The sequence below is a fragment of the Pseudomonas simiae genome (assembly GCF_000934565.1).
Taxonomy (GTDB): domain Bacteria; phylum Pseudomonadota; class Gammaproteobacteria; order Pseudomonadales; family Pseudomonadaceae; genus Aquipseudomonas; species Aquipseudomonas simiae.
On the sequence record NZ_CP010896.1, the window covers coordinates 2,168,671 to 2,192,046 of the forward strand.

Annotated in this window: 24 protein-coding genes; 11 read left to right on the plus strand and 13 right to left on the minus strand. The window is 60.7% G+C overall.

All coding sequences use genetic code 11. The features are described 5' to 3' along the window. Nucleotides 1-22 precede the first annotated feature (22 nt). Nucleotides 23-1,243 carry a serine/threonine transporter SstT gene (sstT, locus tag PF1751_RS09955; RefSeq protein WP_021492028.1) on the minus strand — a complete coding sequence of 407 codons (1,221 nt, stop codon included), beginning with the start codon at nt 1,241-1,243 and terminating at the stop codon, nt 23-25. Between the two features lie 226 nt (nt 1,244-1,469). On the opposite strand from sstT, the gene PF1751_RS09960 reads away from it, so the two are divergent. Then, nucleotides 1,470-2,627: an MFS transporter gene (locus PF1751_RS09960; RefSeq protein WP_010211338.1), complete on the plus strand. Its 1,158-nt coding sequence runs from the start codon at nt 1,470-1,472 to the stop codon at nt 2,625-2,627. Between the two features lie 4 nt (nt 2,628-2,631). Here the strand turns inward: PF1751_RS09960 and nhaR are convergent, their stop codons facing one another. After that, nucleotides 2,632-3,534, minus strand: a complete 903-nt coding sequence (gene nhaR, locus PF1751_RS09965) for a transcriptional activator NhaR (protein ID WP_010211336.1) — start codon at nt 3,532-3,534, stop codon at nt 2,632-2,634. Between the two features lie 134 nt (nt 3,535-3,668). Here nhaR and PF1751_RS09970 point away from each other — a divergent pair, with 134 nt between their 5' ends. The 4 genes from PF1751_RS09970 to mnmH all read left to right on the plus strand — a co-directional run bounded on the left by PF1751_RS09970 (nt 3,669) and on the right by mnmH (nt 6,923). Then, the gene (locus tag PF1751_RS09970; protein WP_010211334.1) at nt 3,669-3,920 is read left to right on the plus strand and encodes a hypothetical protein; all 252 of its coding nucleotides are present in this window, start codon (nt 3,669-3,671) and stop codon (nt 3,918-3,920) included. A 28-nt stretch (nt 3,921-3,948) separates the two neighbouring features. Then, nucleotides 3,949-4,701, plus strand: coding sequence for a TerC family protein (locus PF1751_RS09975; protein ID WP_010211333.1), 753 nt, complete (start codon nt 3,949-3,951; stop codon nt 4,699-4,701). 93 nt (nt 4,702-4,794) lie between these two features. Next, nucleotides 4,795-5,829 carry a selenide, water dikinase SelD gene (gene selD / locus PF1751_RS09980; RefSeq protein ID WP_010211332.1) on the plus strand — a complete coding sequence of 345 codons (1,035 nt, stop codon included), beginning with the start codon at nt 4,795-4,797 and terminating at the stop codon, nt 5,827-5,829. Continuing rightward, nucleotides 5,829-6,923, plus strand: coding sequence for a tRNA 2-selenouridine(34) synthase MnmH (gene mnmH / locus PF1751_RS09985; RefSeq protein WP_044286960.1), 1,095 nt, complete (start codon nt 5,829-5,831; stop codon nt 6,921-6,923). The genes selD and mnmH overlap by 1 nt, the downstream gene beginning before the upstream one ends. A 110-nt stretch (nt 6,924-7,033) precedes the next feature. Here the strand turns inward: mnmH and PF1751_RS09990 are convergent, their stop codons facing one another. Together PF1751_RS09990 and PF1751_RS09995 are read right to left on the minus strand one after the other, a co-directional pair. Then, nucleotides 7,034-8,089 (minus strand): permease, encoded by a 1,056-nt coding sequence (locus PF1751_RS09990; RefSeq protein ID WP_010211330.1) that lies wholly within the window; start codon nt 8,087-8,089, stop codon nt 7,034-7,036. Nucleotides 8,090-8,133: 44 nt separating this feature from the next. Beyond that, complete coding sequence (locus PF1751_RS09995) at nt 8,134-8,835, minus strand: hypothetical protein (RefSeq protein WP_021492025.1); 702 nt, start codon at nt 8,833-8,835, stop codon at nt 8,134-8,136. A 250-nt stretch (nt 8,836-9,085) separates the two neighbouring features. Between PF1751_RS09995 and PF1751_RS10000 the strand changes: the two genes are divergently transcribed. From PF1751_RS10000 to hemB, 3 genes are all read left to right on the plus strand, one after another. Then, a complete protein-coding gene (locus PF1751_RS10000) occupies nt 9,086-9,784 on the plus strand; it encodes a glutathione S-transferase N-terminal domain-containing protein (protein ID WP_042571481.1) in 699 nt (232 codons plus the stop codon). Between the two features lie 3 nt (nt 9,785-9,787). After that, on the plus strand, nt 9,788-10,630 hold the full coding sequence (locus PF1751_RS10005) for a PhzF family phenazine biosynthesis protein (RefSeq protein ID WP_044286961.1): 843 nt from the start codon (nt 9,788-9,790) through the stop codon (nt 10,628-10,630). A gap of 116 nt (nt 10,631-10,746) precedes the next feature. Next, on the plus strand, nt 10,747-11,721 hold the full coding sequence (hemB, locus tag PF1751_RS10010; RefSeq protein WP_010211326.1) for a porphobilinogen synthase: 975 nt from the start codon (nt 10,747-10,749) through the stop codon (nt 11,719-11,721). A 54-nt stretch (nt 11,722-11,775) separates the two neighbouring features. On the opposite strand, the gene PF1751_RS10015 is transcribed toward hemB, so the two are convergent. Then, the gene (locus PF1751_RS10015) at nt 11,776-12,390 is read right to left on the minus strand and encodes a LysE family translocator (protein WP_010211325.1); all 615 of its coding nucleotides are present in this window, start codon (nt 12,388-12,390) and stop codon (nt 11,776-11,778) included. 147 nt (nt 12,391-12,537) lie between these two features. Between PF1751_RS10015 and PF1751_RS10020 the strand changes: the two genes are divergently transcribed. Beyond that, nucleotides 12,538-13,623 (plus strand): DUF1615 domain-containing protein, encoded by a 1,086-nt coding sequence (locus PF1751_RS10020; RefSeq protein WP_042571482.1) that lies wholly within the window; start codon nt 12,538-12,540, stop codon nt 13,621-13,623. Here PF1751_RS10020 and PF1751_RS10025 read toward each other — a convergent pair whose 3' ends face one another. Then, nucleotides 13,624-14,472, minus strand: a complete 849-nt coding sequence (locus tag PF1751_RS10025; protein WP_044286962.1) for a DUF4349 domain-containing protein — start codon at nt 14,470-14,472, stop codon at nt 13,624-13,626. A gap of 149 nt (nt 14,473-14,621) precedes the next feature. On the opposite strand from PF1751_RS10025, the gene PF1751_RS10030 reads away from it, so the two are divergent. After that, nucleotides 14,622-15,038 (plus strand): PaaI family thioesterase, encoded by a 417-nt coding sequence (locus PF1751_RS10030; RefSeq protein WP_044286963.1) that lies wholly within the window; start codon nt 14,622-14,624, stop codon nt 15,036-15,038. A gap of 187 nt (nt 15,039-15,225) precedes the next feature. On the opposite strand, the gene PF1751_RS10035 is transcribed toward PF1751_RS10030, so the two are convergent. From PF1751_RS10035 to PF1751_RS10045, 3 genes are read right to left on the minus strand one after another with little or no spacing between them, the layout of a single operon-like run. Next, nucleotides 15,226-16,407, minus strand: coding sequence for an acetyl-CoA C-acetyltransferase (locus tag PF1751_RS10035; RefSeq protein ID WP_010211321.1), 1,182 nt, complete (start codon nt 16,405-16,407; stop codon nt 15,226-15,228). 11 nt (nt 16,408-16,418) lie between these two features. Beyond that, on the minus strand, nt 16,419-17,078 hold the full coding sequence (locus PF1751_RS10040; RefSeq protein WP_010211320.1) for a CoA transferase subunit B: 660 nt from the start codon (nt 17,076-17,078) through the stop codon (nt 16,419-16,421). A gap of 34 nt (nt 17,079-17,112) precedes the next feature. Next, nucleotides 17,113-17,811, minus strand: a complete 699-nt coding sequence (locus PF1751_RS10045) for a CoA transferase subunit A (RefSeq protein WP_010211319.1) — start codon at nt 17,809-17,811, stop codon at nt 17,113-17,115. Between the two features lie 133 nt (nt 17,812-17,944). Here PF1751_RS10045 and PF1751_RS10050 point away from each other — a divergent pair, with 133 nt between their 5' ends. After that, nucleotides 17,945-18,850 carry a LysR family transcriptional regulator gene (locus PF1751_RS10050; protein WP_044286964.1) on the plus strand — a complete coding sequence of 302 codons (906 nt, stop codon included), beginning with the start codon at nt 17,945-17,947 and terminating at the stop codon, nt 18,848-18,850. A gap of 59 nt (nt 18,851-18,909) precedes the next feature. Here PF1751_RS10050 and PF1751_RS10055 read toward each other — a convergent pair whose 3' ends face one another. The 4 genes from PF1751_RS10055 to PF1751_RS10070 form a co-directional block, all read right to left on the minus strand. Continuing rightward, entirely contained in the window at nt 18,910-19,239 is a 330-nt protein-coding gene (locus tag PF1751_RS10055) for a hypothetical protein (protein ID WP_010211317.1), read from the minus strand. A gap of 546 nt (nt 19,240-19,785) precedes the next feature. Continuing rightward, nucleotides 19,786-20,631, minus strand: a complete 846-nt coding sequence (locus PF1751_RS10060; protein WP_010211316.1) for an NAD-dependent protein deacetylase — start codon at nt 20,629-20,631, stop codon at nt 19,786-19,788. Nucleotides 20,632-20,639: 8 nt separating this feature from the next. Then, complete coding sequence (locus PF1751_RS10065) at nt 20,640-21,080, minus strand: CBS domain-containing protein (protein ID WP_016977364.1); 441 nt, start codon at nt 21,078-21,080, stop codon at nt 20,640-20,642. 131 nt (nt 21,081-21,211) lie between these two features. Next, on the minus strand, nt 21,212-23,161 hold the full coding sequence (locus PF1751_RS10070; RefSeq protein WP_044288115.1) for a DNA topoisomerase III: 1,950 nt from the start codon (nt 23,159-23,161) through the stop codon (nt 21,212-21,214). Nucleotides 23,162-23,376 lie beyond the last annotated feature (215 nt).

Sequence of the window (23,376 nt, forward strand, 5' to 3'; positions counted from 1 at the left end):
CGGGCTTTTTTGTGGCTGGCGATTAAGCCGGCTGTTCTTCCTTGCCCAGGCAAGCGGCGGCAGTGAACAGTACATCGGTGGACGAGTTCAGCGCGGTTTCCGCCGAATCCTGTAGCACACCGATGATGAAACCCACGGCGACTACTTGCATGGCGATGTCACTGGGAATGCCAAACAAGCTGCACGCCAGCGGGATCAGCAACAGCGAGCCGCCCGCCACGCCGGAAGCACCGCAGGCGCAGATGGCCGCGACCACACTGAGCAGCACGGCAGTTGGCAGGTCGACGGCGATGCCCAAGGTGTGCACGGCGGCCAGGGTCAGCACGGTGATGGTGATCGCAGCACCGGCCATGTTGATGGTGGCACCGAGTGGGATCGACACCGAGTAGGTGTCTTCATGCAGGCCCAGGCGTTTGCTCAAGGCCAGGTTGACCGGGATGTTCGCCGCCGAACTGCGGGTGAAGAACGCGGTGATACCGCTTTCACGCAGGCACATCAGCACCAATGGATACGGATTGCGGCGCAGTTTCCAGAACACAATGGCCGGGTTGACCACCAGCGCCACGAACAACATGCAGCCGATCAGCACCACCAGCAGGTGGGCGTAGCCGAGCAGGGCGCCAAAGCCGGAAGTGGCCAGGGTCGAGGCTACCAGGCCGAAAATGCCCAACGGCGCAAAGCGGATCACCACACGCACGATCAGCGTGACGCCGTTGGACAGGTCGTCGAGTACGGTGCGCGTGGTCTCGCCGGCATGACGGATGGCTACGCCCATACCGATGGCCCAGGCCAGGATGCCGATGAAGTTGGCGTTCATCAGCGCGCTGACCGGGTTGTCCACCACGCTCAACAGCAGGCTTTGCAACACCTCACCAATGCCGCCCGGTGCGCTGACCGTTGCATCATGGGTTGCCAGCACCAGCGAGGAGGGGAACCACATGCTGGCAATTACCGCGACGACGGCGGCAGCAAAGGTGCCCAGCAGGTACAGGAACAGGATCGGCTTGATATGGGTTTCCTGGCCGTGCTTATGGTTGGCGATCGACGCCATCACCAGCACAAACACCAGGATCGGTGCCACGGCTTTGAGCGCCGTGACGAACACCTTGCCGATAAACCCGGTGGCCTTGGCCGCCTCGGGCAGCAGCAGGGCGAGCAGGATGCCGGCGATCAGGCCGATGACGATTTGCGTGACCAGGCTGACGCGCGCCAGTCGTTGCAGGAGGGATGGGGCAGCAGTCATAACACTTGTCTCTAGTTTTTGGAGGCACAGCGGCGTACGCAGAAATGGCTGTAGGACGCGGATCGCGAAGTCTAGCACGCTGTAGGAAATGTCCTCGCCTGTGCGGCATTGCGTCACCCGCCCGTCCCAGTCTTTGCAAAATCCTGTTAAGATTCCGTCCTCTCATCTTTCCTTCCGTCAGCGGGCCCTTCGGGCTGTCGTTGATGTCGTCGTTTCTGGAGTTTTCATGTTGTTTCCCATCCTGCTGCTGTCAGCCGCCGGCTTTACGGTGCTGACCACGGAATTCGTCATTGTCGGCCTGCTGCCCTCCATCGCGCGGGACCTGAATGTGAGTGTGTCCCAGGCTGGGCTGCTGGTGACCTTGTTCGCGTTTACCGTGGCGGCCTTTGGTCCGTTTCTGACAGCCTATTGCGCGCGTTTCCCACGCAAACGGCTGTTCATCAGCATCCTGATCCTGTTCGGCGTGGCCAATACGGTGGCGGCGCTGGCACCGAATATCTGGGTGATGGCATTGGCGCGGTTGATCCCGGCGCTGGGGCTGCCGGTGTTCTGGGCGTTGGCCAGCGAGACGGCGGTGGACATCGTCGGCCCGGAATTCGCCGGGCGTGCCATCGAGAAGATCGGCTTTGGTATCGTCTGCGCCACGGTCTTCGGCATTCCGGTGGGTACCTTGATTGCCGATATGTTCGGCTGGCGCGCCGCGTTTGCCATCCTCGCGGTGGTGGCGTTGGCCAAGGCCTTGCTGCTGTTTATCTACCTGCCGGTGACCCAGCCCAAGAATGATGAAGTGACGTTGCGCTCGCAGTTCAAGATCCTGCGTAACCCGCTGATGCAGGGGCATATCCTGCTGTCGATTTTGGTGTTCAGCGGCATGTTCACGGCATACACCTACTTAGCGGACATCCTGGAGCGCCTGGCCGGTTTCGACGGTACGTTGGTGGGCTGGTGCCTGATGGGCTTCGGTGCCGTCGGGCTGATTGGCAATTCGTTGGGCGGGCGTGCGGTGGATCGCCATCCGTTGATCGCGTCGATGGTGTTCTGTGGCTTCATGATTGCGGGCATGGTCGCGCTGGTGCCAGCGATCCATTCCACCATTGGCCTGGCGGCGGCGATGGCCGTGTGGGGCGTGACCCAGGCGGCGATGTTTCTGGTCAGCCATGTGCGCTTGATGAAGGCCGCGCCTCATGCACCGGCATTTGCGGCGTCACTCAACATCGCCGGGGCCAACCTGGGAATCGGCCTGGGCGCCATGGTGGGTGGCCATGTGATCGACACCCTCGGCTTGGGCAGCCTGGGCTTTGCCGCGTCCGGGTTTATCCTCGTGTCGATCCTGCTGGCGTTGTGGCTGATGACCGCCAAGCAACCGGTCGCCTCCCAGGCCTGAGCCGTCAGGGCAGGGTGGTGAACAGCTCCCGTCGAGCGCCTTCGGTAATCGCCACGATGCCGGGGTGCTTGACCTTGCGTTCCACCGAGATCGCGTAGAACGACTCGGTCACCGCCACGGTCTGGCCAATCAGCGCCACGCCGTACTGGCGCACCACTTCATCGGCAATCACGCTGGGGGCGATAAAGATCCCGCTGCCGGATTGGCCGAATGCCTGCATCAAGGCGCTGTCGTCGAATTCACCGATGATTTTTGGTTGGATCTGCTGTTCGGCAAACCAGCGCTGCAAACGACTGCGGACCACGGTTTCCGCCCCTGGAATCAATAGTGGCGCGCCGTGCAGGCATTGTGGGAAATCCCCGCCGTATGTGTCAGCCAACGCCTGGGTGGCGAAAAAGCTGATGCCACACTCGCCCAACTTCTGGCTGTAGCCCTTGATGTCCAAGTGTGTCGGCATGGGGCTGTCGGAAATCACCAGGTCCAGGCGCTGGATGGCCAGGTCGGCCAGCAGGCGTTCGAGCTTGTCTTCGCGGCAGGTAATGCGGATCGCCTCGCTCAACTCCATGGTCGGCGCAATCAGCCGGTAGACGATGGACTTGGGCACCACATCCGCCACGCCGACGCGGAACAGGATCTGCTGTTCATTGGGCTGCGCGCGCAGCATGGCCTCCAATTCATTGCCGGTCTGGAACATCTGCTCGGCATAGGGCAGGGCCTGGCGTCCGGCTTCAGTCAATTCCAGCTGACGGCCGACGCGCTGAAACAGCGCGATACCAAAGGTTTGTTCCAACAGGCTAATCTGCCCGCTGATGGTCTGGGGCGTGAGGTTAAGCTGCTCACACGCACGCACGATGCTGCCAGTCTTGGCCACCACCCAGAAGTAGTGCAGTTGTCGGTAATTGAGCATGGCAACCATCACTTCGTAAAAATCGAAGTATACGCGAGAAAAATACGAATTTTCCTGAACTGTTCACCTGCATAGAATGCCTCGCTATCGCGGGGCCACTATCTGGACCCAATGGTTCTAACGAGGAAGACATCATGAAACTCAATTCCCTGGGCGCGGCATCGTTGCTTGCGCTTTCATTGGTGGTGATCAGCGGCTGCGATCAGGTCGAAAAAAGCGCGCAGCAGGTGCTGGGCAAGGCCACCGAATCGGCCAAGCAAGCCATCGATGACACGCATAAGGCGGCCGAGCAGGCATTGAGTGAAGCGACAAATGGCCTGATCAACCCACAGAAGAAGGATGATCAGGAAGAGAAAGAAACAGAATCGAACAGCAAAGAAGCCTAATTTTCCCGCACAACGTCAGGACTGACCTATGGATTACCTTTTACAACTGGCCGCCAGCCCCACCGCCTGGGTTGCCCTGGCGACCTTGATCGTCATGGAGATCGTGCTGGGCATCGATAACCTGATCTTCATCTCGATCCTCACCAACAAGCTGCCGGAGCAGCATCGAGCCAAGGCGCGGCGCATCGGTATCAGCATGGCGTTGGTGTTGCGTCTGGGCCTGTTGAGTACCATCGCGTTCATCGTGCAGTTGACCGCGCCGGTATTCGAAGTGTTTGGCCAGGCGTTTTCGTGGAAGGACATGATCCTGATCGCCGGTGGCCTGTTCCTGGTGTGGAAGGCGACCACCGAGATCCATCACAGCATGGACCCGGAGCCGGAAGAGAAGGAAACCAGCGCTGGCAACGTCGTGGCCATCGGTTTCGCCGCGGCCATCGGCCAGATCCTGTTGCTCGACCTGGTGTTCTCCATCGACAGCATCATCACCGCCGTGGGCATGACCGAGCACTTGCCGATCATGATCATTGCCGTCGTGACCTCGGTGATCGTGATGCTGGTGGCGGCCGAGCCGTTGGCCAAGTTCATCAACGACAACCCGACCGTGGTAATGCTGGCCCTGGGCTTCCTGATCATGATCGGTATGACGTTGATCGCCGAAGGCTTCGGCGCCCATGTGCCTAAAGGCTACGTGTATGCGGCCATGGCGTTCTCGGCGGCGATCGAGTGCCTGAACATCGCCCGACGTAACCGTCACAAGCGTTTGCTGGCTGCCCGTCAGTAACCGCTGCACCCAATAGGCCGGCTGCGCTCACAAGAGCCCAGCCGGCTTTTGCTGTCTGTTAGAATTCGCGCACTTGATAGCGTGAGGTCCACCATGAACGAGCCGATTCGTCTTACCCAGTACAGCCATGGCGCGGGATGCGGTTGCAAGATATCGCCCCAGGTATTGGAGGTGATCCTCGCCGGTAGCGGCGCACAGAACCTCGATCCCAACCTGTGGGTGGGCAACGCGTCGCGCGATGACGCGGCGGTGTACGCGATTGATGACGAGCGCGGCGTGGTCTCGACCACTGACTTCTTCATGCCGATTGTCGATGACCCCTTCGATTTCGGCCGGATTGCTGCCACCAACGCAATCAGCGACATCTACGCTATGGGCGGCGACCCGCTGATGGCCATCGCCATTCTCGGCTGGCCGGTCAATGTGCTGGCACCGGAGATTGCCCGGGAGGTGATCCGTGGCGGCCGTTCGGTGTGCGATGAAGCCGGTATTCCCCTGGCGGGCGGTCACTCCATCGACGCCCCGGAGCCGATCTTCGGGCTGGCGGTGACCGGCATCGTGCAAAAGCGCCATATGAAGCGCAATGATACCGCTACCGTCGGTTGCCGCCTGTATCTCACCAAGCCCATTGGCATCGGCATCCTGACCACCGCTGAGAAGAAGGGCAAGTTGCGCGAGGCAGACATCGGCCTGGCACGTGACTGGATGTGTACCCTTAACAAGCCTGGCAGCCGTTTCGGCAAACTGGCGGGGGTAACGGCCATGACCGACGTCACTGGCTTCGGCCTCTTGGGCCATTTGGTGGAAATGGCTGACGGCAGCGGGGTGTCGGCACGCATCGAATACGCAAAAGTCCCACGCCTGCCTGGGATTGAGGACTACTTGGAGCAGGGCTGTATGCCGGGGGGGACCCTGCGCAACTTTGACAGTTATTCCAGCAAGCTCGGGCGTCTGCAGGAGCTGCATAAGCGCGTGCTGTGCGATCCGCAGACCAGTGGCGGGCTTTTGATAGCGGTCACCCCCGAGGGCGATGCCGAGTTCCATTCAGTGGCCGCGGAACTGGGCCTGAGCCTTGAGCCTATCGGCGCATTGGTTGAGCGACAGCGCCACGCGGTAGAGGTGTTTTAATGGCGACTGACATCACTGACTACCGCGACATCTTCCTCAATGACCGGCCGATGATGGACACCCGCGCGCCGGTCGAATTCGTCAAAGGCGCGTTCCCTGGGACCGTCAACTTGCCGCTGATGACCGACGATGAACGCCAGCGTGTCGGCACCTGCTACAAGCAGCAGGGCCAGCAAGCGGCAATCGTGCTCGGGCACGAACTGGTGTCCGGCGCGATCAAGGCGCAACGCATCGAACAGTGGGCGCAGTTCGCCCAGGCCAATCCCGAGGGCTACCTGTACTGCTTTCGCGGCGGTCTGCGTTCGCAGATCGTGCAGCAATGGCTCAAGACCGAGGCGGGCATTGAATACCCGCGTGTCGGCGGCGGCTATAAGGCCATGCGGTCCTTTTTGCTGGAGACCGTCGAGCAAGCGGCCACACAATGTGATTTCGTGTTGCTGGGCGGTATGACCGGCACCGGCAAGACCGAAGTACTCGGCCAGTTGCATAACGCCCTGGACCTGGAGGGGCATGCCAACCATCGCGGTTCCAGCTTCGGTAAGCGTGCTACGGGCCAGCCGTCCAACATCGACTTTGAAAACCGCCTGGCAGTGGACCTGCTGAAGAAACGTGCCGGCGGCATCGAGGGATTCGTGGTCGAGGACGAGAGCCGCATGATTGGCAGTTGTGCGTTGCCGTTGCCGTTGCACAAGGGGATGCAGACTTATCCCATGGTTTGGCTGGAGGACAGCGTCGAGGGGCGAGTCGAACGCATCCTGCGCGATTATGTCGTGGACCTGTGTGCGGAGTTCGTCGACGTATTTGGCGAGCAGGGCCACGCGCTGTTTGCCGAGCGGCTGACCCAGAGCCTGGCCAATATTCACAAGCGCCTCGGTGGCGAACGTTTCCAGCGACTGCAAGCGGTGATGCAGGACGCCCTGGCGGAGCAGGCGCGCAGTGGCGCAGTGGATTTGCATCGGGTCTGGATCGAGGGGCTGCTGCGCGAGTACTACGACCCGATGTACGCGTTCCAGCGTGAAAGCAAAGGCGCGCGGATCGAGTTTGCCGGGGAGCAGGGCGCGGTGGTGGAGTATCTGCGCGAACGAATGGGGTGAACTTTTCGGGTGCCATCGCAGGCACGCCGGCACCCACAGGCTGGTGTGTGAACACCGTCAAACGTGCAAGCTGGCGTGCCTTCGATGAGCGCCTGAAGCTCATCCAAAATCTAAAGAAGCACCGCTCCGATCAACCCACACACCACTCCCACCAGCATGGTCAATCCGGCAACCGTTGCCAGCACTCGCGCATCAAAGTCCTTTCGCAGCATCAGCAGTGACGGCAGGCTCACACTGGGCAAGGTCATCAACAGGGCCACGGCCGGGCCGGTGCCCATGCCCAGGGCCATCATGGTTTGTACGATAGGTATCTCTGCCGCCGTAGGAATCACGAACAACGTGCCGACAATCGCCAACGGCACCAGCCACACCAGGCTGTTGGTCATGGCCCCATCCACATGCGGGAACAGCCACACCCGCGCCGCGCCCAGGATCAGCACCGCCAGGATGTAGACCGGGATGGTGCTCCAGAACAGTTGCCACAGGGTGCGCAGCCAGCGGCTCAGGAAGGGTTGGGACTCGACAACGCTGACTTCGGCCATCGCCTCCAGCGCTGGCTCAGGAACCTGATCCGGCCGCGAAATGCGCTGCGCCACCAGCGACACACCCACCACCAACACAATGCCTGCCACCAGGCGTAATGCAGTAAAGCCCCAGCCCAGCACAAAGCCCATGAATACCAGGGTGGCAGGGTTGAGTACCGGGTTGGCGATCCAGAAGGCCAGCGCCGCGCCCACGGACACCTGCTGGCGGCGCATGCCTGCCGCAACCGGTGCCGCGCAGCAGCTGCACATCATCCCCGGCAAGGCAAACAGCCCGCCGCGCAAGGTAGACCCGAGTCCGGCACGGCCAAACAGGCGCAGCAGCCAATCGCGGGGTATCAGCACTTGCAACAGCGAACCGAGGATCACCGCCAGCACGGCGGCCTTCCAGATCGCGAGGAAATACACTTGGGCATAGGCCAGCGCAGCGGCCAGTGGCGCGCTTTGCTGATCGTTGAGGATCGAAGCGCCGATGCTGTGGTTGTCGGCGGCCACGAAGGCCTTGAGGTAGTAGGGCGACCACTTCACGTAGTAGAGGCCAACACAGGCAATCAGCAGGAACAGCGCTGGTTTCCACCAGAAAGACCAGCCTCGGTTGGGCTGGGATGAAGTGACGTTGGGCATGGTGTGAGTCCGCAGGTGAGTCAATAGCGACGCATCATACGCTGTCAGCTATCGGCACTCACTTGTGTCGGTGCCGGGCACCCTTCGGCGCCGTCGTTCAAGCCTTGCTTGTAGTTGCGGCTCAGCAAGGAGGCCTTGCCGTTGTGCCAGGTCAGCGTCAGTACATACAGCGTGTCGTAGTCGCTGCCGGACCAGTCGTCGGTGATGGTGTGTTTTTCGCCCGACGCTTCACTGGCCACCTTGTTGATCAGCTCCGGCAGGTAGCCGTGGGACCATGCGGTGTAGATGGTGGCGTTGTGGTACTTGTCTTCCACCAGCTCGTCGGCGAGGGCGCTGGTGTCATTCGCGGAAAACTTGATGTTCACCGGCAGGCCCAGCTTGATGGCGCTGGGGCTGATGGTCATCAGCGGTCGAATATAGCTGTAGGAATTGTCCAGCTCGCCTTCTTCCACATTGCGTGTCGGGTTGGCGGCGAAGACGAAATCGGCCTTGCCGAATTTGTCTGGCAATACCGTGGCCAGGTTCATTGCCCGGTTGAGGCCCTGGCAATTGAGTTGCCCCAGGCCCCCGGCGGGTTTTTCACCATGGCGCAGGAACACCAGGGTTTGCACGCCATCCACGGGTTCGGCGCTGCTGATGCGCGATTCCAGGGTCAGGCCGAGAGCGCCGCCAACCAATAACAGCGGCAACATGATGTATGAATATCGTTTCAGATGTCGCGCAAGGCACAAAGGCTTGATGGTCATTAGTGTCGAGTCTTCAGTGCATCGGGTTAAGGCGGACAAGCCCGGCCCCAGTAAAGCATCCGGCGTCCTGCGGTGTTCCCTGTCGATATAACGCGTTGCCTCCATTCACTGTTTGAGCGTACTTGAGAGTGCCCGCGGGCCTATTGGTTCGCCCAAACGGGATAATAGCCAGCAGTTATTGCGCATTGATGACTCATGCAGGACGCGTGGTAGATGACTATCATGGTTGCTTTCTGCCCAGGTACTTGCGATGAACCCACTCGCCGCTTTCCCGATCAACAGCAAATGGCCTGCTCAGCATCCCGAGCGCTTGCAACTCTATTCACTGCCGACGCCCAACGGAGTGAAAGTCTCAATCATGCTCGAAGAGCTGGGCCTGCCCTATGAAGCGCACAAAGTCAGCTTCGAGACACAGGACCAGTTGTCTCCCGAGTTCCTGTCCCTGAACCCCAACAACAAGATCCCCGCGATCATCGACCCCAATGGCCCCGGCGGTTCGCCACTGGCGCTGTTCGAGTCCGGCGCGATCCTGATCTACCTGGCGGAAAAAACCAGCCAACTGCTCCCCGAAGACCCGGCCACCCGCTATGAAACGATCCAATGGCTGATGTTCCAAATGGGCGGTATCGGCCCGATGTTTGGCCAGTTGGGTTTTTTCAATAAATTCGCCGGCAAGGCCTACGAAGACAAGCGTCCCCGCGATCGTTACGCCGCCGAATCCCGGCGCTTGCTCGACGTGCTGGAGAAACGCCTGCTGGGCCGTACCTGGATCATGGGAGACGAGTACAGCATCGCTGACATCGCGACCTTCCCGTGGATCCGCAACCTGATCGGCTTCTACGAGTCCGGTGACCTCGTGGGCATTGCCGACTTCCCTAACGTGCTGCGCGCGCTGGACGGTTTCGTCGCACGGCCGGCAGTGATCCGTGGCCTCAATATTCCGAGTTAAAGCATGCCGACTTTCGATTTCAAACAGCTGGACGTCTTCAGCCGTGTGGCGCTCAAAGGCAACCCGCTGGCGGTGGTGTTCGGTGCAGACAGCCTGACTGACCAGCAGATGGCGGACTTCGCCAATTGGACCAACCTCAGTGAAACCACGTTTTTGCTGACACCGCGTGATCCAAGGGCTGACTATCGGGTGCGAATTTTCACCACCTTGACGGAGCTGCCGTTCGCCGGGCACCCGACGCTGGGCAGTTGCTACGCGTGGCTGCAGGCCGGCGGGGTCTCAAAAGGCGAGGAGATCATCCAGGAGTGCGAAATCGGCCTGGTGCGTATCCGTCGCCAGGGCGAAGAACTGGCATTTATCGCGCCACCGTTATTGCGCTCCGGGCCGCTGGAGGCCTCGTTGGTTGAACGCGTGCGCTTGGCGCTGGGCCTTGCACCCGAGGCCATCGTGCGCAGCCAATGGGTCGACAACGGCGCGGGCTGGCTGGCGGTGATGCTGGCTGACCGCAATCAGGTACTGGCTCTACAACCGGACTATTCGCAACTGCTCGGTTTGGCAGTGGGGGTGATTGCACCGTGCGACCCTGCTCACGACGATGTGGACGCGCAGTTTGAGGTCCGCGCCTTCATCGCGGGTGATGGCGCCCCGGAGGACCCGGCCACCGGCAGCCTGAACGCTGGCGTCGCCCAATGGCTGCTGGCCGAGGGCCTGGCGCCTGAGTGTTATGTGGTCAGCCAGGGCACGGCCATTGGACGGGCGGGGCGGATTCGCGTCGAGCGTCAGGGCGATGAAATCTGGGTTGGCGGCGCGGTGGCCGTCTGTATCGAAGGGCGACTGCAGCTCTAGATCAATGAATTGTTACGGGCGGCGCAATACACTATTGGCCCCTCGGCGTTTGTGCTGCCGGGGCGAAGGGGCATAAGCTTTCGCCCCAAAGATTTCTGCCTTCTGATAGGAAAGCCATGACCAGCCAGTTCCCCCAAGCCCGCCCACGCCGCCTGCGCCGCTCTCCGGAGCTGCGTGGTTTGTTTCAGGAAAGTGAATTCACCCTCAACGACCTGGTGTTGCCGATCTTCGTCGAAGAAGAAATCGACGACTTCGTGCCCATCACCAGCATGCCCGGTGTATTGCGCATCCCTGAGAAAAAACTGGCCGGTGAAGTCGAACGCTATGCCCGTGCCGGCATCAAGTCGGTCATGACCTTTGGCGTGTCACATCACCTGGATGCCAGCGGCAGCGACACCTGGAAGGAGCGTGGCCTGGTCTCGCGCATGTCCTCGATCATCAAGGACGCCGTGCCGGAAATGATCGTGATGTCCGACACCTGCTTCTGTGAATACACCGACCACGGCCACTGTGGTGTGATGCACGGTGCCCATGTCGACAACGATGCAACCCTGGTCAACCTCGGCAAGCAAGCCGTGGCTGCCGCCCGCGCCGGTGCTGACGTTATTGCGCCTTCTGCAGCGATGGACGGCCAGGTCCAGGCGATCCGCCGCGCGTTGGATGATGCCGGTTTCACCCATATCCCGATCATGGCGTACTCGACCAAATTCGCCTCGGCCCTATACGGCCCGTTCCGCGAAGCCGGGGGCAGCGCGCTCAAGGGCGACCGCAAAAGCTACCAGATGAACCCGATGAACCGCCGCGAAGCGGTGCGCGAGTCGCTGCTGGACGAGCAGGAAGGCGCGGACGCGCTGATGGTCAAGCCTGCCGGTGCCTACCTCGACATCATCCGCGACATCCGCGAAGCCTCGCGCCTGCCGGTGGCGGCGTATCAGGTCAGCGGAGAGTACGCGATGATCAAATTCGGCGCCCAGGCGGGTGCGATTGATGAGGACCGCGTGGTGCGCGAGACGTTGGGATCGATCAAGCGTGCAGGTGCGGACCTGATTTTCACCTACTTCGCGATGGACCTGGCGCTGGCCGGGATCTAACTCCATCCCCACGGTAGGCGCTGGCAAACCAGCGCCTACCGTTTTTTCGGTGTGTCAGCGCTGCGCAAACGCCAGGTTCAACCCCAGCCCCGCAAAGGCCGCCGCAAAGCTGCGCCGCAACCAATTCTGAACCCGTGGCGATTCGATCACTGCGCGGCGAAATACATTGGCCAGCAGGCCATACACCACGAACACCGCAAACGTCATCCCCATGAAGACAGCACTCAGCACCAGCATTTGCAGGGCCGGCGCAGTGCTGCCAGGCGTGACGAACTGGGGCAGGAAGGCCAGGAAAAAAATCGTCAGCTTAGGGTTGAGAATGTTCATCAACAGTCCGCGCAACATCAGGCTTCGTGCACTGGACAGCGTAGGGGTTTCGCTGACCGCAAAGGCCGAGCGGTCCCTCCAGGTGGCGTATGACACGTAGAGCAGGTAGGCAACGCCTGCGTACTTGAGCATATCGAACGCCAATGCGCTGGTGTGCAGCAGGGCGGAAAGGCCGAGTACCGACGCGAGCAAATGCGGGATGATCCCGGCGGTACAGCCCAGCGCTGCGAATACACTGGCGCGCTTGCCGGCGGTGAGGCCGGTGGACACCGTGAATATCACACCGGTGCCGGGGATCAATACGACAATCAGGCAGGTAATCAGGAAGTTCAGGCTGAGCATGGCATTCAAACTCCGTGTACGAATGGTCGATGACCGATCCTGTCACGTTTTACGGGTCACTGGCGAGTGCACAAGGTGGGCGAACCCTGGTTAGACTTGCCGGTCGATATCTGCAACGCCTGGCCCGTCGCTATCCAAGGAAGCCCAATGTATTCAAGCCGCCTGTTCCTCTGCCTTGCCACTTTGCTGGTGCTGGCCGGTTGCTCTACCACGCGCAACCCGCAACAGCCGGAGCGCAGCGAGGCCGAGGTGAAGGCGCAGATCGTGCGCCTGCTACCGGCCCAGGTGCCTGACCGCAAAGGTTGGGCCGAGGATATCTACACCGCCTTCGACACCCAAAAAATCTACCCCAGCACAGAAAACATCTGCGCCGTGCTGGCGGTTACCGAGCAGGAATCCACTTTTCAGGTCGACCCGCCGGTACCGAACATGGGCAAGATCGCCCAGGATGAAATCCTGCGGCGTGCCGGAAAAGTCCACGTACCGGCGTTCGTCGTACGCAGCGCACTGCAACTGCGCTCGCCCACCGGCAAGACGTACGCTGACCGCCTGAGTGCCGCGCGCACGGAGAAAGACCTGAGCGCCATCTTTGATGACTTCATCAGCATGGTGCCCCTGGGCAATACGCTGTTTGGTGGTTTCAACCCGGTGCATACCGCAGGCCCGATGCAGGTGAGTATCGACTTTGCGCAAAAACAGGCGCGGGGTTATCCCTATACGGTGGACGGCACCATTCGCCGCGAAGTCTTTACCCGCCGGGGGGGTATGTACTTTGGCATCGCGCATTTGCTCGGCTACCCAGTGAACTATGACCAGCCGTTGTACCGCTTTGCCGACTTCAATGCTGGCTGGTACGCCAGTCGCAATGCCGCGTTCCAGGCTGCCGTCAGCCGTGCGGCGGGCAAAGAGTTGGCGTTGGATGGAGATTTGATTCGCTACGGTTCACTGTTGCCGGGCACTACTGAGCTGGCGGTGCGTTCATTGGGCGCCAAGCTGGACATGCGCAACCCCAGCATCCGCAGCCAGCTGGAGCAGGGCGAGCAGCTGGATTTCGAGGACACCACGCTCTACAAACGCGTGTTTGCCCTGGCCGACAAGGCGGCGGGCAAGCCGATGCCACGGGCGATCCTGCCGGGCATCGCGCTCAAGAGTCCCAAGATCACCCGCAACCTCACCACCGCCTGGTTCGCCAAGCGGGTGGATGAGCGGTATCAGCGTTGCCTGAAACGCTGATCAATTTTTGTTCGAGCGGGGCTCCTGTGGTGAGCGGGCTTGCCCGCTCACCACAGGACGGCTCCTCACTACAAAGCGCCGCCACAGCCATACCCACAACCACACCACCGGGAATGCCAGGATCACGAACGGCAGCACATAGCTTGACCGCTCCAGGGCGTCGGCGGTGCCTTCCACCAAGTTGTCGCCCAGGTTGTTGAACATCCGGCTGAACCGTGACTGCTGGTTCGCACCATCGGAGGAGCGGAAATTCAGGGTCACACGGTTAGTGTCGAGGCGGCGTTGCTGGCCGGCGGCGACCTGCGCCAGTTCCTGCAGTTCGTTTTCAATGCCCGCCTGTTCCTTGCTCAAGGCAATCAGGTCACTGACGGTGATGTCTTTGCGCTTGGCCAGTTCGTCGAGGCGCAGTTGCTGGGATTGCAGCCGATCCTGGCGACGGCGCACATCGGCAACGGCATCGGCCAGGTCTTCGGCGGTGGTAATGCGCTGGCCGAGCGTGCCACCTTCAGCGGCCATCGCGACCATCGGCTCAACACCGGTGGGCGCGATGCGCAGGATGATCTGACCGCCACTGCCGTCTTCGGTGATGCCGAGGATATTGCAGGCGCCAAAGCGCGCGGTTTCGCAGGCTTCGCGGGTGGCCTGCATGCGCGGTGCGAGCAGGGCGCCGGGCAGGGCCAGGCTCAGTTCGTGTTCGTAGGCCAATTGAGCGCCGGCACGGCTTTGTTCGCCGTTGATCACCCTCGCGCGCGAAGAGTCACTGGGCGAGCAGCCGACCAGCGCCAGGCCGGCCAGTAGCATCAAAATTGGTCCACGAAGTAGGTGGGATTTGCCGTCCGTGTGGCGCATTGCAGTTCCTTGAAGGGGGCGGTGCGGCGATTAAAGCGGGTCTGGTGGATTAACGCAAAGCATCACGGGGGATTTGCATGATGGATGGTCATGGCCGCTGGTACCGGCGAGGCGTACATCTCAACCCTCATGCTAAGGAAGAGCCCGTCATGATCACTCACGTCGTACCAGAAGGCTTTGTTTCACTGCCGCGCAGCAGTCCCTTGCTTGATCTGCTCGGCCCGGCATATTGCCGAGGGGAGGGACTGCAATTGGAAATCGGCCTGCGTGCCGACAATCGTCACGCCAATGGACGCGGCACCGTGCATGGCGGAGTGTTGGCGACCCTGGCAGATATCGGCATGGGTTATGCGATGGCGTTTTCCAGTGAGCCGCCGTTGCCGTTGATTACCGCGAGCATGACCTTGGATTACCTGGGTGCAGTGCAGGTGGGGGAGTGGGTTGTGGTGCGCTTGGAACATCACAAGCGGGGGCGGCAGATGGCGTTTGCCACGGTGAGCCTGCAGGTGGGGGAGAAGGTGGTGGCGCGGGCGAGTGCGGTGTTTGCGGTGCCGCGTTCTGACTGACGATTGGAGGTCAAATGTGGGAGCTGGCTTGCCTGCGATAGCGGTGGGTCAGGTTAACCATCGGGTACAGGTAGACCGCCATCGCAGGCAAGCCAGCTCCCACATTGACCGTGTCCTTTCAGGGGATCGAGAAGAAGAAAAGGCCCGGTTTTCGTGGAACCGGGCCTCTTCTATGTTGCTCTTTGAATCAGCTGCGTTCGAGAGCGAGGGCCACACCCTGGCCGCCACCGATGCACAGCGTTGCCAGGCCTTTCTTGGCATCGCGCTTGATCATTTCGTGCAACAGCGTCACCAGCACACGGCAGCCAGACGCGCCGATCGGGTGGCCGATGGCGATGGCACCACCGTTGACGTTGACCTTCTCTGCATCCCACTCCAGCTCTTTGCCCACCGCCAGGGATTGCGCGGCGAAGGCTTCGTTGGCTTCGATCAGGTCCAGGTCGCCCAGGCTCCAGCCGGCTTTGTCGAGGCAGCGGCGGGTGGCCGATACCGGGCCAATGCCCATGATGGCAGGGTCTACGCCCGCATTGGCGTAGCTGGCGATGCGCGCCAGTACCGGCAAGCCGAGGGCCTTGGCCTTGTCGGCGCTCATCAGCAGCACTGCAGCGGCGCCGTCGTTGAGGCTGGAGGCGTTGCCGGCGGTGACGCTGCCGTCTTTCTTGAACGCAGGTTTCAGTTTGGCCAGGGACTCGGCAGTGGTGCCGGCGCGCGGCTGCTCATCCACGGCGAAGGCCACCGGGTCGCCTTTGCGCTGGGGAATCAGGATCGGGGTGATCTCATCGACAAAGCGGCCCGCTTCGATAGCAGCAGTGGCTTTCTGCTGGGACGCCGCAGCGAAAGCGTCCTGGGCTTCGCGGCTGATGCCGTACTTGTCCACCAGGTTTTCGGCGGTGATGCCCATGTGGTAGTCGTTGAACGCATCCCACAGGCCATCGGTGATCATGCTGTCGATCATTTTGGCGTGGCCCATGCGCAAACCGGTGCGGGCGGCTGGCAGTACATAAGGGGCCAGGCTCATGTTTTCCATACCGCCGGCGATGATCACTTCGGCGTCACCGCAACGGATGGCCTGGGCACCCAGGTGCAGGGCCTTGAGGCCGGAGCCGCAGACCTTGTTCAAGGTCAGGCTCGGCACCGCGTGGGGCAGGCCGGCGAGGATCGAGGCCTGGCGTGCCGGGTTCTGGCCGCTGCCGGCGGTGAGTACCTGGCCGAGGATCACTTCATCCACTTGGGCCGGGTCAAGGCCGGTCTGTTCCAACAGGCGACGGATCACGGCGGCGCCCAGTTCCGGAGCCGGAATGCTTGCCAGCGAACCCTGGAAGCTGCCCACGGCGGTGCGGGTGGCAGCAACAATCACGACGTCTTGCATGGAATCTGTCCTCACTGGAAGTGCATTTCTGGAACGTGGTCCGGGACGATCAGTTTACCGGCGGTCTTGCTCACAATCTCTTCAACGCTGACGCCAGGTGCGCGTTCCTTGAGGACAAAAGCGCCATTTTCGATTTCCAGGTAGGCCAGGTCGGTCAATACACGCTTGATGCAGTGGGCGCCGGTCAGCGGCAGGCTGCACTGGCTGAGCAACTTTGACTCACCGTCCTTGGACGCGTGGGTCATGATCACGATGATGTTTTCTGCACCGGCCACCAGGTCCATGGCGCCCCCCATGCCTTTGACCAGTTTGCCGGGGATCATCCACGACGCGATGTTGCCTTGTACGTCCACTTCAAACGCGCCAAGTACAGTGAGGTCGACGTGGCCGCCGCGGATCATCGCGAAGGACTCGGCGGAGGAGAAGATCGACGCACCGATGCGTGCGGTCACGGTCTGCTTGCCGGCGTTGATCATGTCGGCATCAATGGTTTCTTCGGTAGGAAAAGGACCCATGCCGAGCAGGCCGTTTTCCGATTGCAGCATCACTTCCATGCCTTCGGGGATGTAGTTGGCTACCAGGGTCGGAATGCCGATACCGAGGTTGACGTAGAAGCCGTCCTGCATTTCGCGGGCGACGCGTTGAGCCATTTGTTCGCGGGTAAGAGCCATTTTAGGTGTCCTTATTATTCGGGCTGGAGGCGGATTATTTGCGCACGGTGCGCTGTTCGATGCGCTTCTCGAACGTGCCGCAGATGATCCGGTCGACGTAGATGCCAGGGGTGTGGATCTGCGCCGGGTCCAGCTCGCCCGGTTCGACGATTTCTTCCACTTCGACCACGGTGATCTTGCCGGCGGTGGCGGCCAGTGGGTTGAAGTTCTGGGCGGTGTGGCGATAGATGACGTTGCCGAAATGGTCGGCTTTCCAGCCTTTGACGATGGCGAAGTCGCCGGTGATGGACTCTTCCATCAGGTAGGGACGACCGTTGAATTCGCGGGTTTCCTTGCCTTCGGCCACAGGCGTGCCAACGCCGGTAGCGGTGAAAAAGGCCGGGATGCCGGCGCCGCCAGCGCGCATTTTTTCGGCCAGGGTGCCTTGGGGGGTCAGCACCACTTCGATTTCGCCGCTGAGCAATTGCTTCTCGAACAGCGCGTTCTCGCCGACGTAGGACGCGATCACCTTGCTGATCTGCTTCTCTTCGAGCAGCACGCCCAGGCCGAAACCGTCGACGCCGCAGTTGTTGGAAACCACGGTCAGGTCGCGGGTGCCTTTGCGCTTGATCTCGGCGATGAGGTTTTCGGGAATGCCGCACAGGCCAAAACCGCCGGAGAGTACGGTCATGCCGTCTTCCAGGCCTGCCAGTGCTTCCTCGTAGGACGCCACGCGTTTATCGAAACCTGCCATATGCACCTCTTTTATTGTTTGTGGGCCAGCCAATGAACCGAGTGTTGCTCCGGCTGATTGATTTGTTAAGTTGTTTTTTAAGGTTGATTGATTTAAAAAACAGCATAGTCGCCGAACCGTTTGGAGTCGCGTCATGACAGTTAAACAGATGCGCGCGTTTCTCGCCGTGGCCCAAAGCCTGAGTTTTGCCGCCGCCTGCGAGCGTCTGCACCTTTCCCAATCGGCGTTGAGCCTGACCATCAAGGGCCTGGAAGAAGGGCTGGGCGGGCGTTTATTCAGCCGCAATACACGCAACGTTGCCCTGACGCCTGAGGGCGAGTCCCTGCTGCCCCTGGCGCGCCGGCTGATTGCCGACTGGGACAACGCTGAAGACGAACTGCGCCAGCGGTTCACCTTGCAGCGTGGCCGAGTGACCGTCGCGGCGATGCCATCGTTTGCGGGCAATTTGCTGCCACCGATCCTGAAGACATTCCGCGCGCGTTACCCTCAAGTGAATGTGACCGTGCATGACTTGATCAATGAGCAGGTGCTGGAGATGGTGCGCGACCGGCAGGTGGAGTTGGGCGTGGCGTTCGAGCCTGCGGAAGGTTCATCACTGGCGTTTACGCCGTTGTACCTTGATCGCTTCATTGCAGTGGTGCCTGGTGATTCGCCTTTGGCAGAGTGTGCTGAAATCGATTGGAAAACCTTGCTGGAACAGCCGTTCATCACGTTGCAAAGGCCTTCCACAGTGCGGGTGATGCTGGAAGAACACCTGGGCGCCCTCCACATGAAGTTGCCGGTAGCCCTGGAAAGCCATCAACTGGCGACGGTGGGCAAGATGGTTGCCAGTGGTTTGGGCGTCAGCGCTGTGCCCGCGTTATGCGCACGGCAAATGGAGGAGGCGGGCGCTCATTGCATCACCTTGAGCGATCCGGTTATCGAACGGCCGATTGGTGTACTGACCAAGCCAGGGCATGAGCTGTCGGCGGCGGCGCAGGTGTTGTTTGATATTTTCCGGGATGAAGCGGCAAAGGGGCGGTTTCCTGCATTGTTATAAGACAGGCATTAAAAAGCCCGCTTGAACTAACAAGCGGGCTTAACTGTTTAATGCTGTTATCAGCAGTATCTATCAATCACTTTAACGTTCGATTGGCCTTTGAGGTTCTGCCATTCGGTATTAAGTGTGTGGAAGACCTGCTCGATGAAGTTGCGATCGGCGGCGGCTTTCTTTCCGACATAGCCCTGGCCACGACGGTACATTTTCAGGCGCGCTGCCAGTTCACGGTTATTGCGGTCGAACTCGGCTTCTTCGGTGTGGGGCGCCAGGCAGTCGATTTGGACTTCGCCCGATTTGCCAATCCACAGGATATGGTCGTCGAGTGTGTCTTTCTGCGCTGCGAACATCTCAGCCAATTCTTCGATAGTTGGTTGGTTGTTCAGATTCATGTGTAAGCCCCTTGACCAGTTGGCGATCTATCAGTTGGTTCGTTAAAACATCTTTAGTTGTCTCCGGTTAAGAAAACCGGGCGTCAGCGACTGTCTGCCGAATACGGGCAGGGTCTTGAACCTGATGCATGTAGTCTTGCTGATGAACTGCTACGCAATGCTTTCATAACGAAGACAAGCCGCATTTGAGCGCCTTGTACCGAGCCTCTCGGTCCGGTCAGCTTCATCAATCCGCCTTGTGGGCAGTGCACATCCGGAAAAAACAGCTCGGCGGTCAGACGAGCTTGTTCAAAACGCTTGTTACCAACGCTCCCGATCCGGGAGACGTCTCGATAATGCAAGGACAAAAACGTTACGTCAACGATTATGTAGTGATTATTTTTTATCACTACATAAATCGCCGTGAGGACGGGAGAATGCAAGAAAACGTGACTTGGGCGTCATTTTCTGGAGGGGGGAGTCGTAGGGCCGAGCCAGTGAATTCGACACAAAGCACAGTAGGCGCCCGCAAGCCAGCGCCTACAGTTTTGATTGGCGGTGTACGCGTTACCGCAAACGGTCGGTCAACAGCGGCAACAACCGCTCGCACGACGCCTGGATCTTCACGTGCAACAGCTCATCCCCTCGAGTCTTGCCCAAGTTGATGGCAATGACCGGCTTGCTCTGTTCGACCATGGCTTTGCACAGGCGAAACGCCGAGTAGGCCATCAGCGACGAGCCCACCACCAGCAAACCCTCGGCATGCTCTACCGCATTCATCGCCCTGGCGGCTGTCGCCGGGGCTACGTTTTCGCCAAAAAACACTACATCCGGCTTCAGGCGCTCGCCATTGCAATGGGGGCAGCGGGGAACCTGGAAGTGTTCTTCAAACGCAGGATCGAGCAAGGTGTCGCCATCCGGTGCTTGCACCGCGTGGACGTGCGCCAGGTAGGGGTTGTCGATTTCCATCTGCCGCTGGATCGCATCACGCTGGCTGCGCAACTGGCAGTCCAGGCACAGCACCCGGTGCAGGCTGCCGTGCAGTTCGATCACGTCATGGCTGCCGGCTTGATCATGCAGGGTGTCGACGTTCTGGGTGATCAACCCGCTGATTCGCTCACGTTGTTGCAGCGCCGCCAGCGCCAGGTGCGCCTTGTTCGGTTGCGCGATGCGTACCCTCGGCCACCCCAGCATTGCTCGCGCCCAGTAACGGCGCCGCGCCTGCGGAGTGGCGAGGAATTCCTGGTACATCATCGGCGCCTTGCCCCGGCGCACGCCTTCGCTGTCGCGGTAATCGGGAATACCAGACGACGTGCTGATCCCCGCACCGGTCAATACCAGAAAACGCCGTTCCGCCAACGCCCTGTACAGGGTGTCGAGGTGCTCCTCTGTATGTTCCAGCGTGTCGAGCATGGGTTCCCCTATTCGCCGCGGATGTATTGCTCCAGCTGTTTGATCAGGTCGGCCTGGTCGGCAATGGCTTCTTTTACCAGGTCACCGATGGAGAGCAACCCCAGCAGTTTGCCGTCTTCGACCACTGGCAGGTGGCGCAGGTGACTGTCGGTCATGATGTTCATGCACTCATCGACCTTTTTATGGGTGTCGACGGTGATCACCGGAGAGCTCATCACCTCATGGACCTTTGTGGTGACCGACGACAGCCCCTTGAGCATGATTTTTCGTGCGTAGTCACGTTCGCTGATGATGCCTACCACCACGCCATCCTGGACGACCGGCAAGGCGCCGACGTTTTTCTCCGACATCCGCACCAGTGCTTCAAACACGGTGTGGTCATGTTTGATGACATGGACTTCCTGGTTTTTCTGGTCCTTGGCTTTGAGCACTTGTGCAACGGTTTTCATGGCGGCCACTCCGGTGTTGTTGTTAGTGGGTCAGGGTCCCCTTACAGAATCCTAGACGGCCCACGCCGCGGCAAGGTCCAAAGCGGCGTTAAACCCGTCGAAAAACGTCATTCGCCGGATTTTTTCGGTGTTTAACCGGCATTTGTCGGTTTTTTCGCCCGCTTGGGGCTGGCCGCCGTCTTGCGGGGCGCGCTTTTACGTTTCTTTTTCCACGGTGTGGCGCCTCGACCTGCCGGGCTGGCCGGGCCAGTGATGGTCATGCGCATGCCATTGCAGCGCGCGACTTGCTTGCTCATCCAGGCCGCCTGTTTGGCGACGAATTCTTCCAGGCTCATTTCGCCGCTTTGCACCATGTCCAGCGCCTGCTCCCAGATCGCGGTGGTGCCCGGGTCAGCAATCGCGCGGGGCACTGCATCGATCAGGCTGAACGCCGCCGGCGTGGCCGACAGCGCCTTGCCGTTCTTCACCAGGTAACCCCGGTCCAGCAACCCCTGGATGATGCCGGCGCGAGTGGCCTCGGTGCCGATGCCAGTGGTGTCCTTGAGCTTTTGCTTGAGCAGCGGGTCTTCCACCAGCTTGGCGACGTTTTTCATCGCCTTGATAAGGTCACCTTCGGTGAAGGGCTTGGGCGGTTGGGTCCACAGGTCCTTGAGGTTGACCTTGGCCACCGCATAATCCTGGCCCTGCACCAATGCCGGCAATGCTTGTGGGGCTGGCGCTTCCCGCCCTTTTGCCGGCGCCAGGGCTTCTGGCAACGCGCGTTTCCAACCGGGTTCGATCACCACTTTGCCCACCGCGCGCAACGCTTGCCCCGCGCAATCGAAGTCCGCCTGGGTGCGGTCGTATTCATGGTTGGGCAGGAACTGCGCCAGGTAGCGTGCACGAATCAAGGTGTACACCGCGCGGTGCTTGCCGGTGAGTTGCCCCACGTCCTTGCCGGCACCGGTAGGGATGATGCCGTGGTGGGCGCTGACCTTGGCGTCATTCCACGCCCGCGAGCGACGCTGGGTCTCGATATGTGGCATCAGTTCGTTCACCGCGGCATCGGCGCGCGCCAGTGCAGCAAGAATCTTCGGCGCTTCGCTGTGCTGGCTCAGTGGCAGGTAGCCGCAATCGCTGCGTGGGTAGGTGATGACTTTGTGGGTTTCATACAGCGACTGGGCAATATCCAGGGTTTCCTGGGCGCCAAGGCCGAGTTTCTTGGAGCAGATTTCCTGCAGGGTGCCGAGGTCGAAGGGCAGGGGGGCAACTTCGCGCATGCGCTCGGTGCGCAGCTTGACCAGCCGCGCGGTGGCGGCGTTGCGCATGGCGTCGGCGGCGTCTCGCGCCAGTTGCGGGTCTAGGCAGCGGCCCTGGTCATCACAGGCATCCTCGGCCGCGCGCCATTGGGCGGTGAACGTGATGCGCTCGTGCTGCAGGTCGACATCGATGGCCCAGTAAGCCACCGGTACAAAATCGGCAATACTGCGGTCGCGGTCCACCACCAGGCGCAAGGTCGGCGTTTGCACCCGTCCCACGGGCAATACGCCCTGGTAGCCGGATTGGCGCCCAAGCAAGGTAAACAGGCGGCTCATGTTCATGCCGATCAGCCAGTCAGCGCGAGAACGGCCCAGGGCCGAGTGGTACAGGCTGAAGGTCTCGGCGCCGGGCTTGAGGGCCGCCAGGGCTTTGCGGATGGAGGCGTCGTCCAGCGCCGACAGCCACAGCCGCTGGATCGGTCCGCGATAGCGGCAATGCTCCACCAGCTCACGGGCGATCATCTCGCCTTCACGGTCGGCATCGGTGGCGATCACCAGTTCCTGGGCCTCTCCCAGTAAACGCTTGACGGCCTTGAACTGGTTGGCGGTCTTGGGTTTGACGCGCATCTTCCATTTTTCCGGGACGATCGGCAGGTCGGCCAGTACCCAGCGCTTGTACTTCTCGTCGTAGGCGTCGGGCGGGGCGGTTTCCAGCAGGTGGCCGATGCACCAGGTGACCGTGACGCCACTGCCCAGCCAGCAGCCGTCGCCCCGGCGACTGGCGCCGAGTACGGCCGCGATATCCTTGGCCTGGGAGGGTTTTTCACAGAGGTACAGCCGCATGGTCATCACATCAGATCGGGTTGATGCCTTGCAGGATGCTCAGTCGGAGGGCTTTGATCAACCTTTATCTGTATGGATGTACAGCAATTTGTGTGGTCATCACAAAACAAATGTGGGAGCGGGCTTGCTCGCGAAGGGGGTGGATCAGTCAACTTTTCTGCGACTGATCCACGCTCTTCGTGAGCAAGCCCGCTCCCACAGGGGGGGTCCAGTGT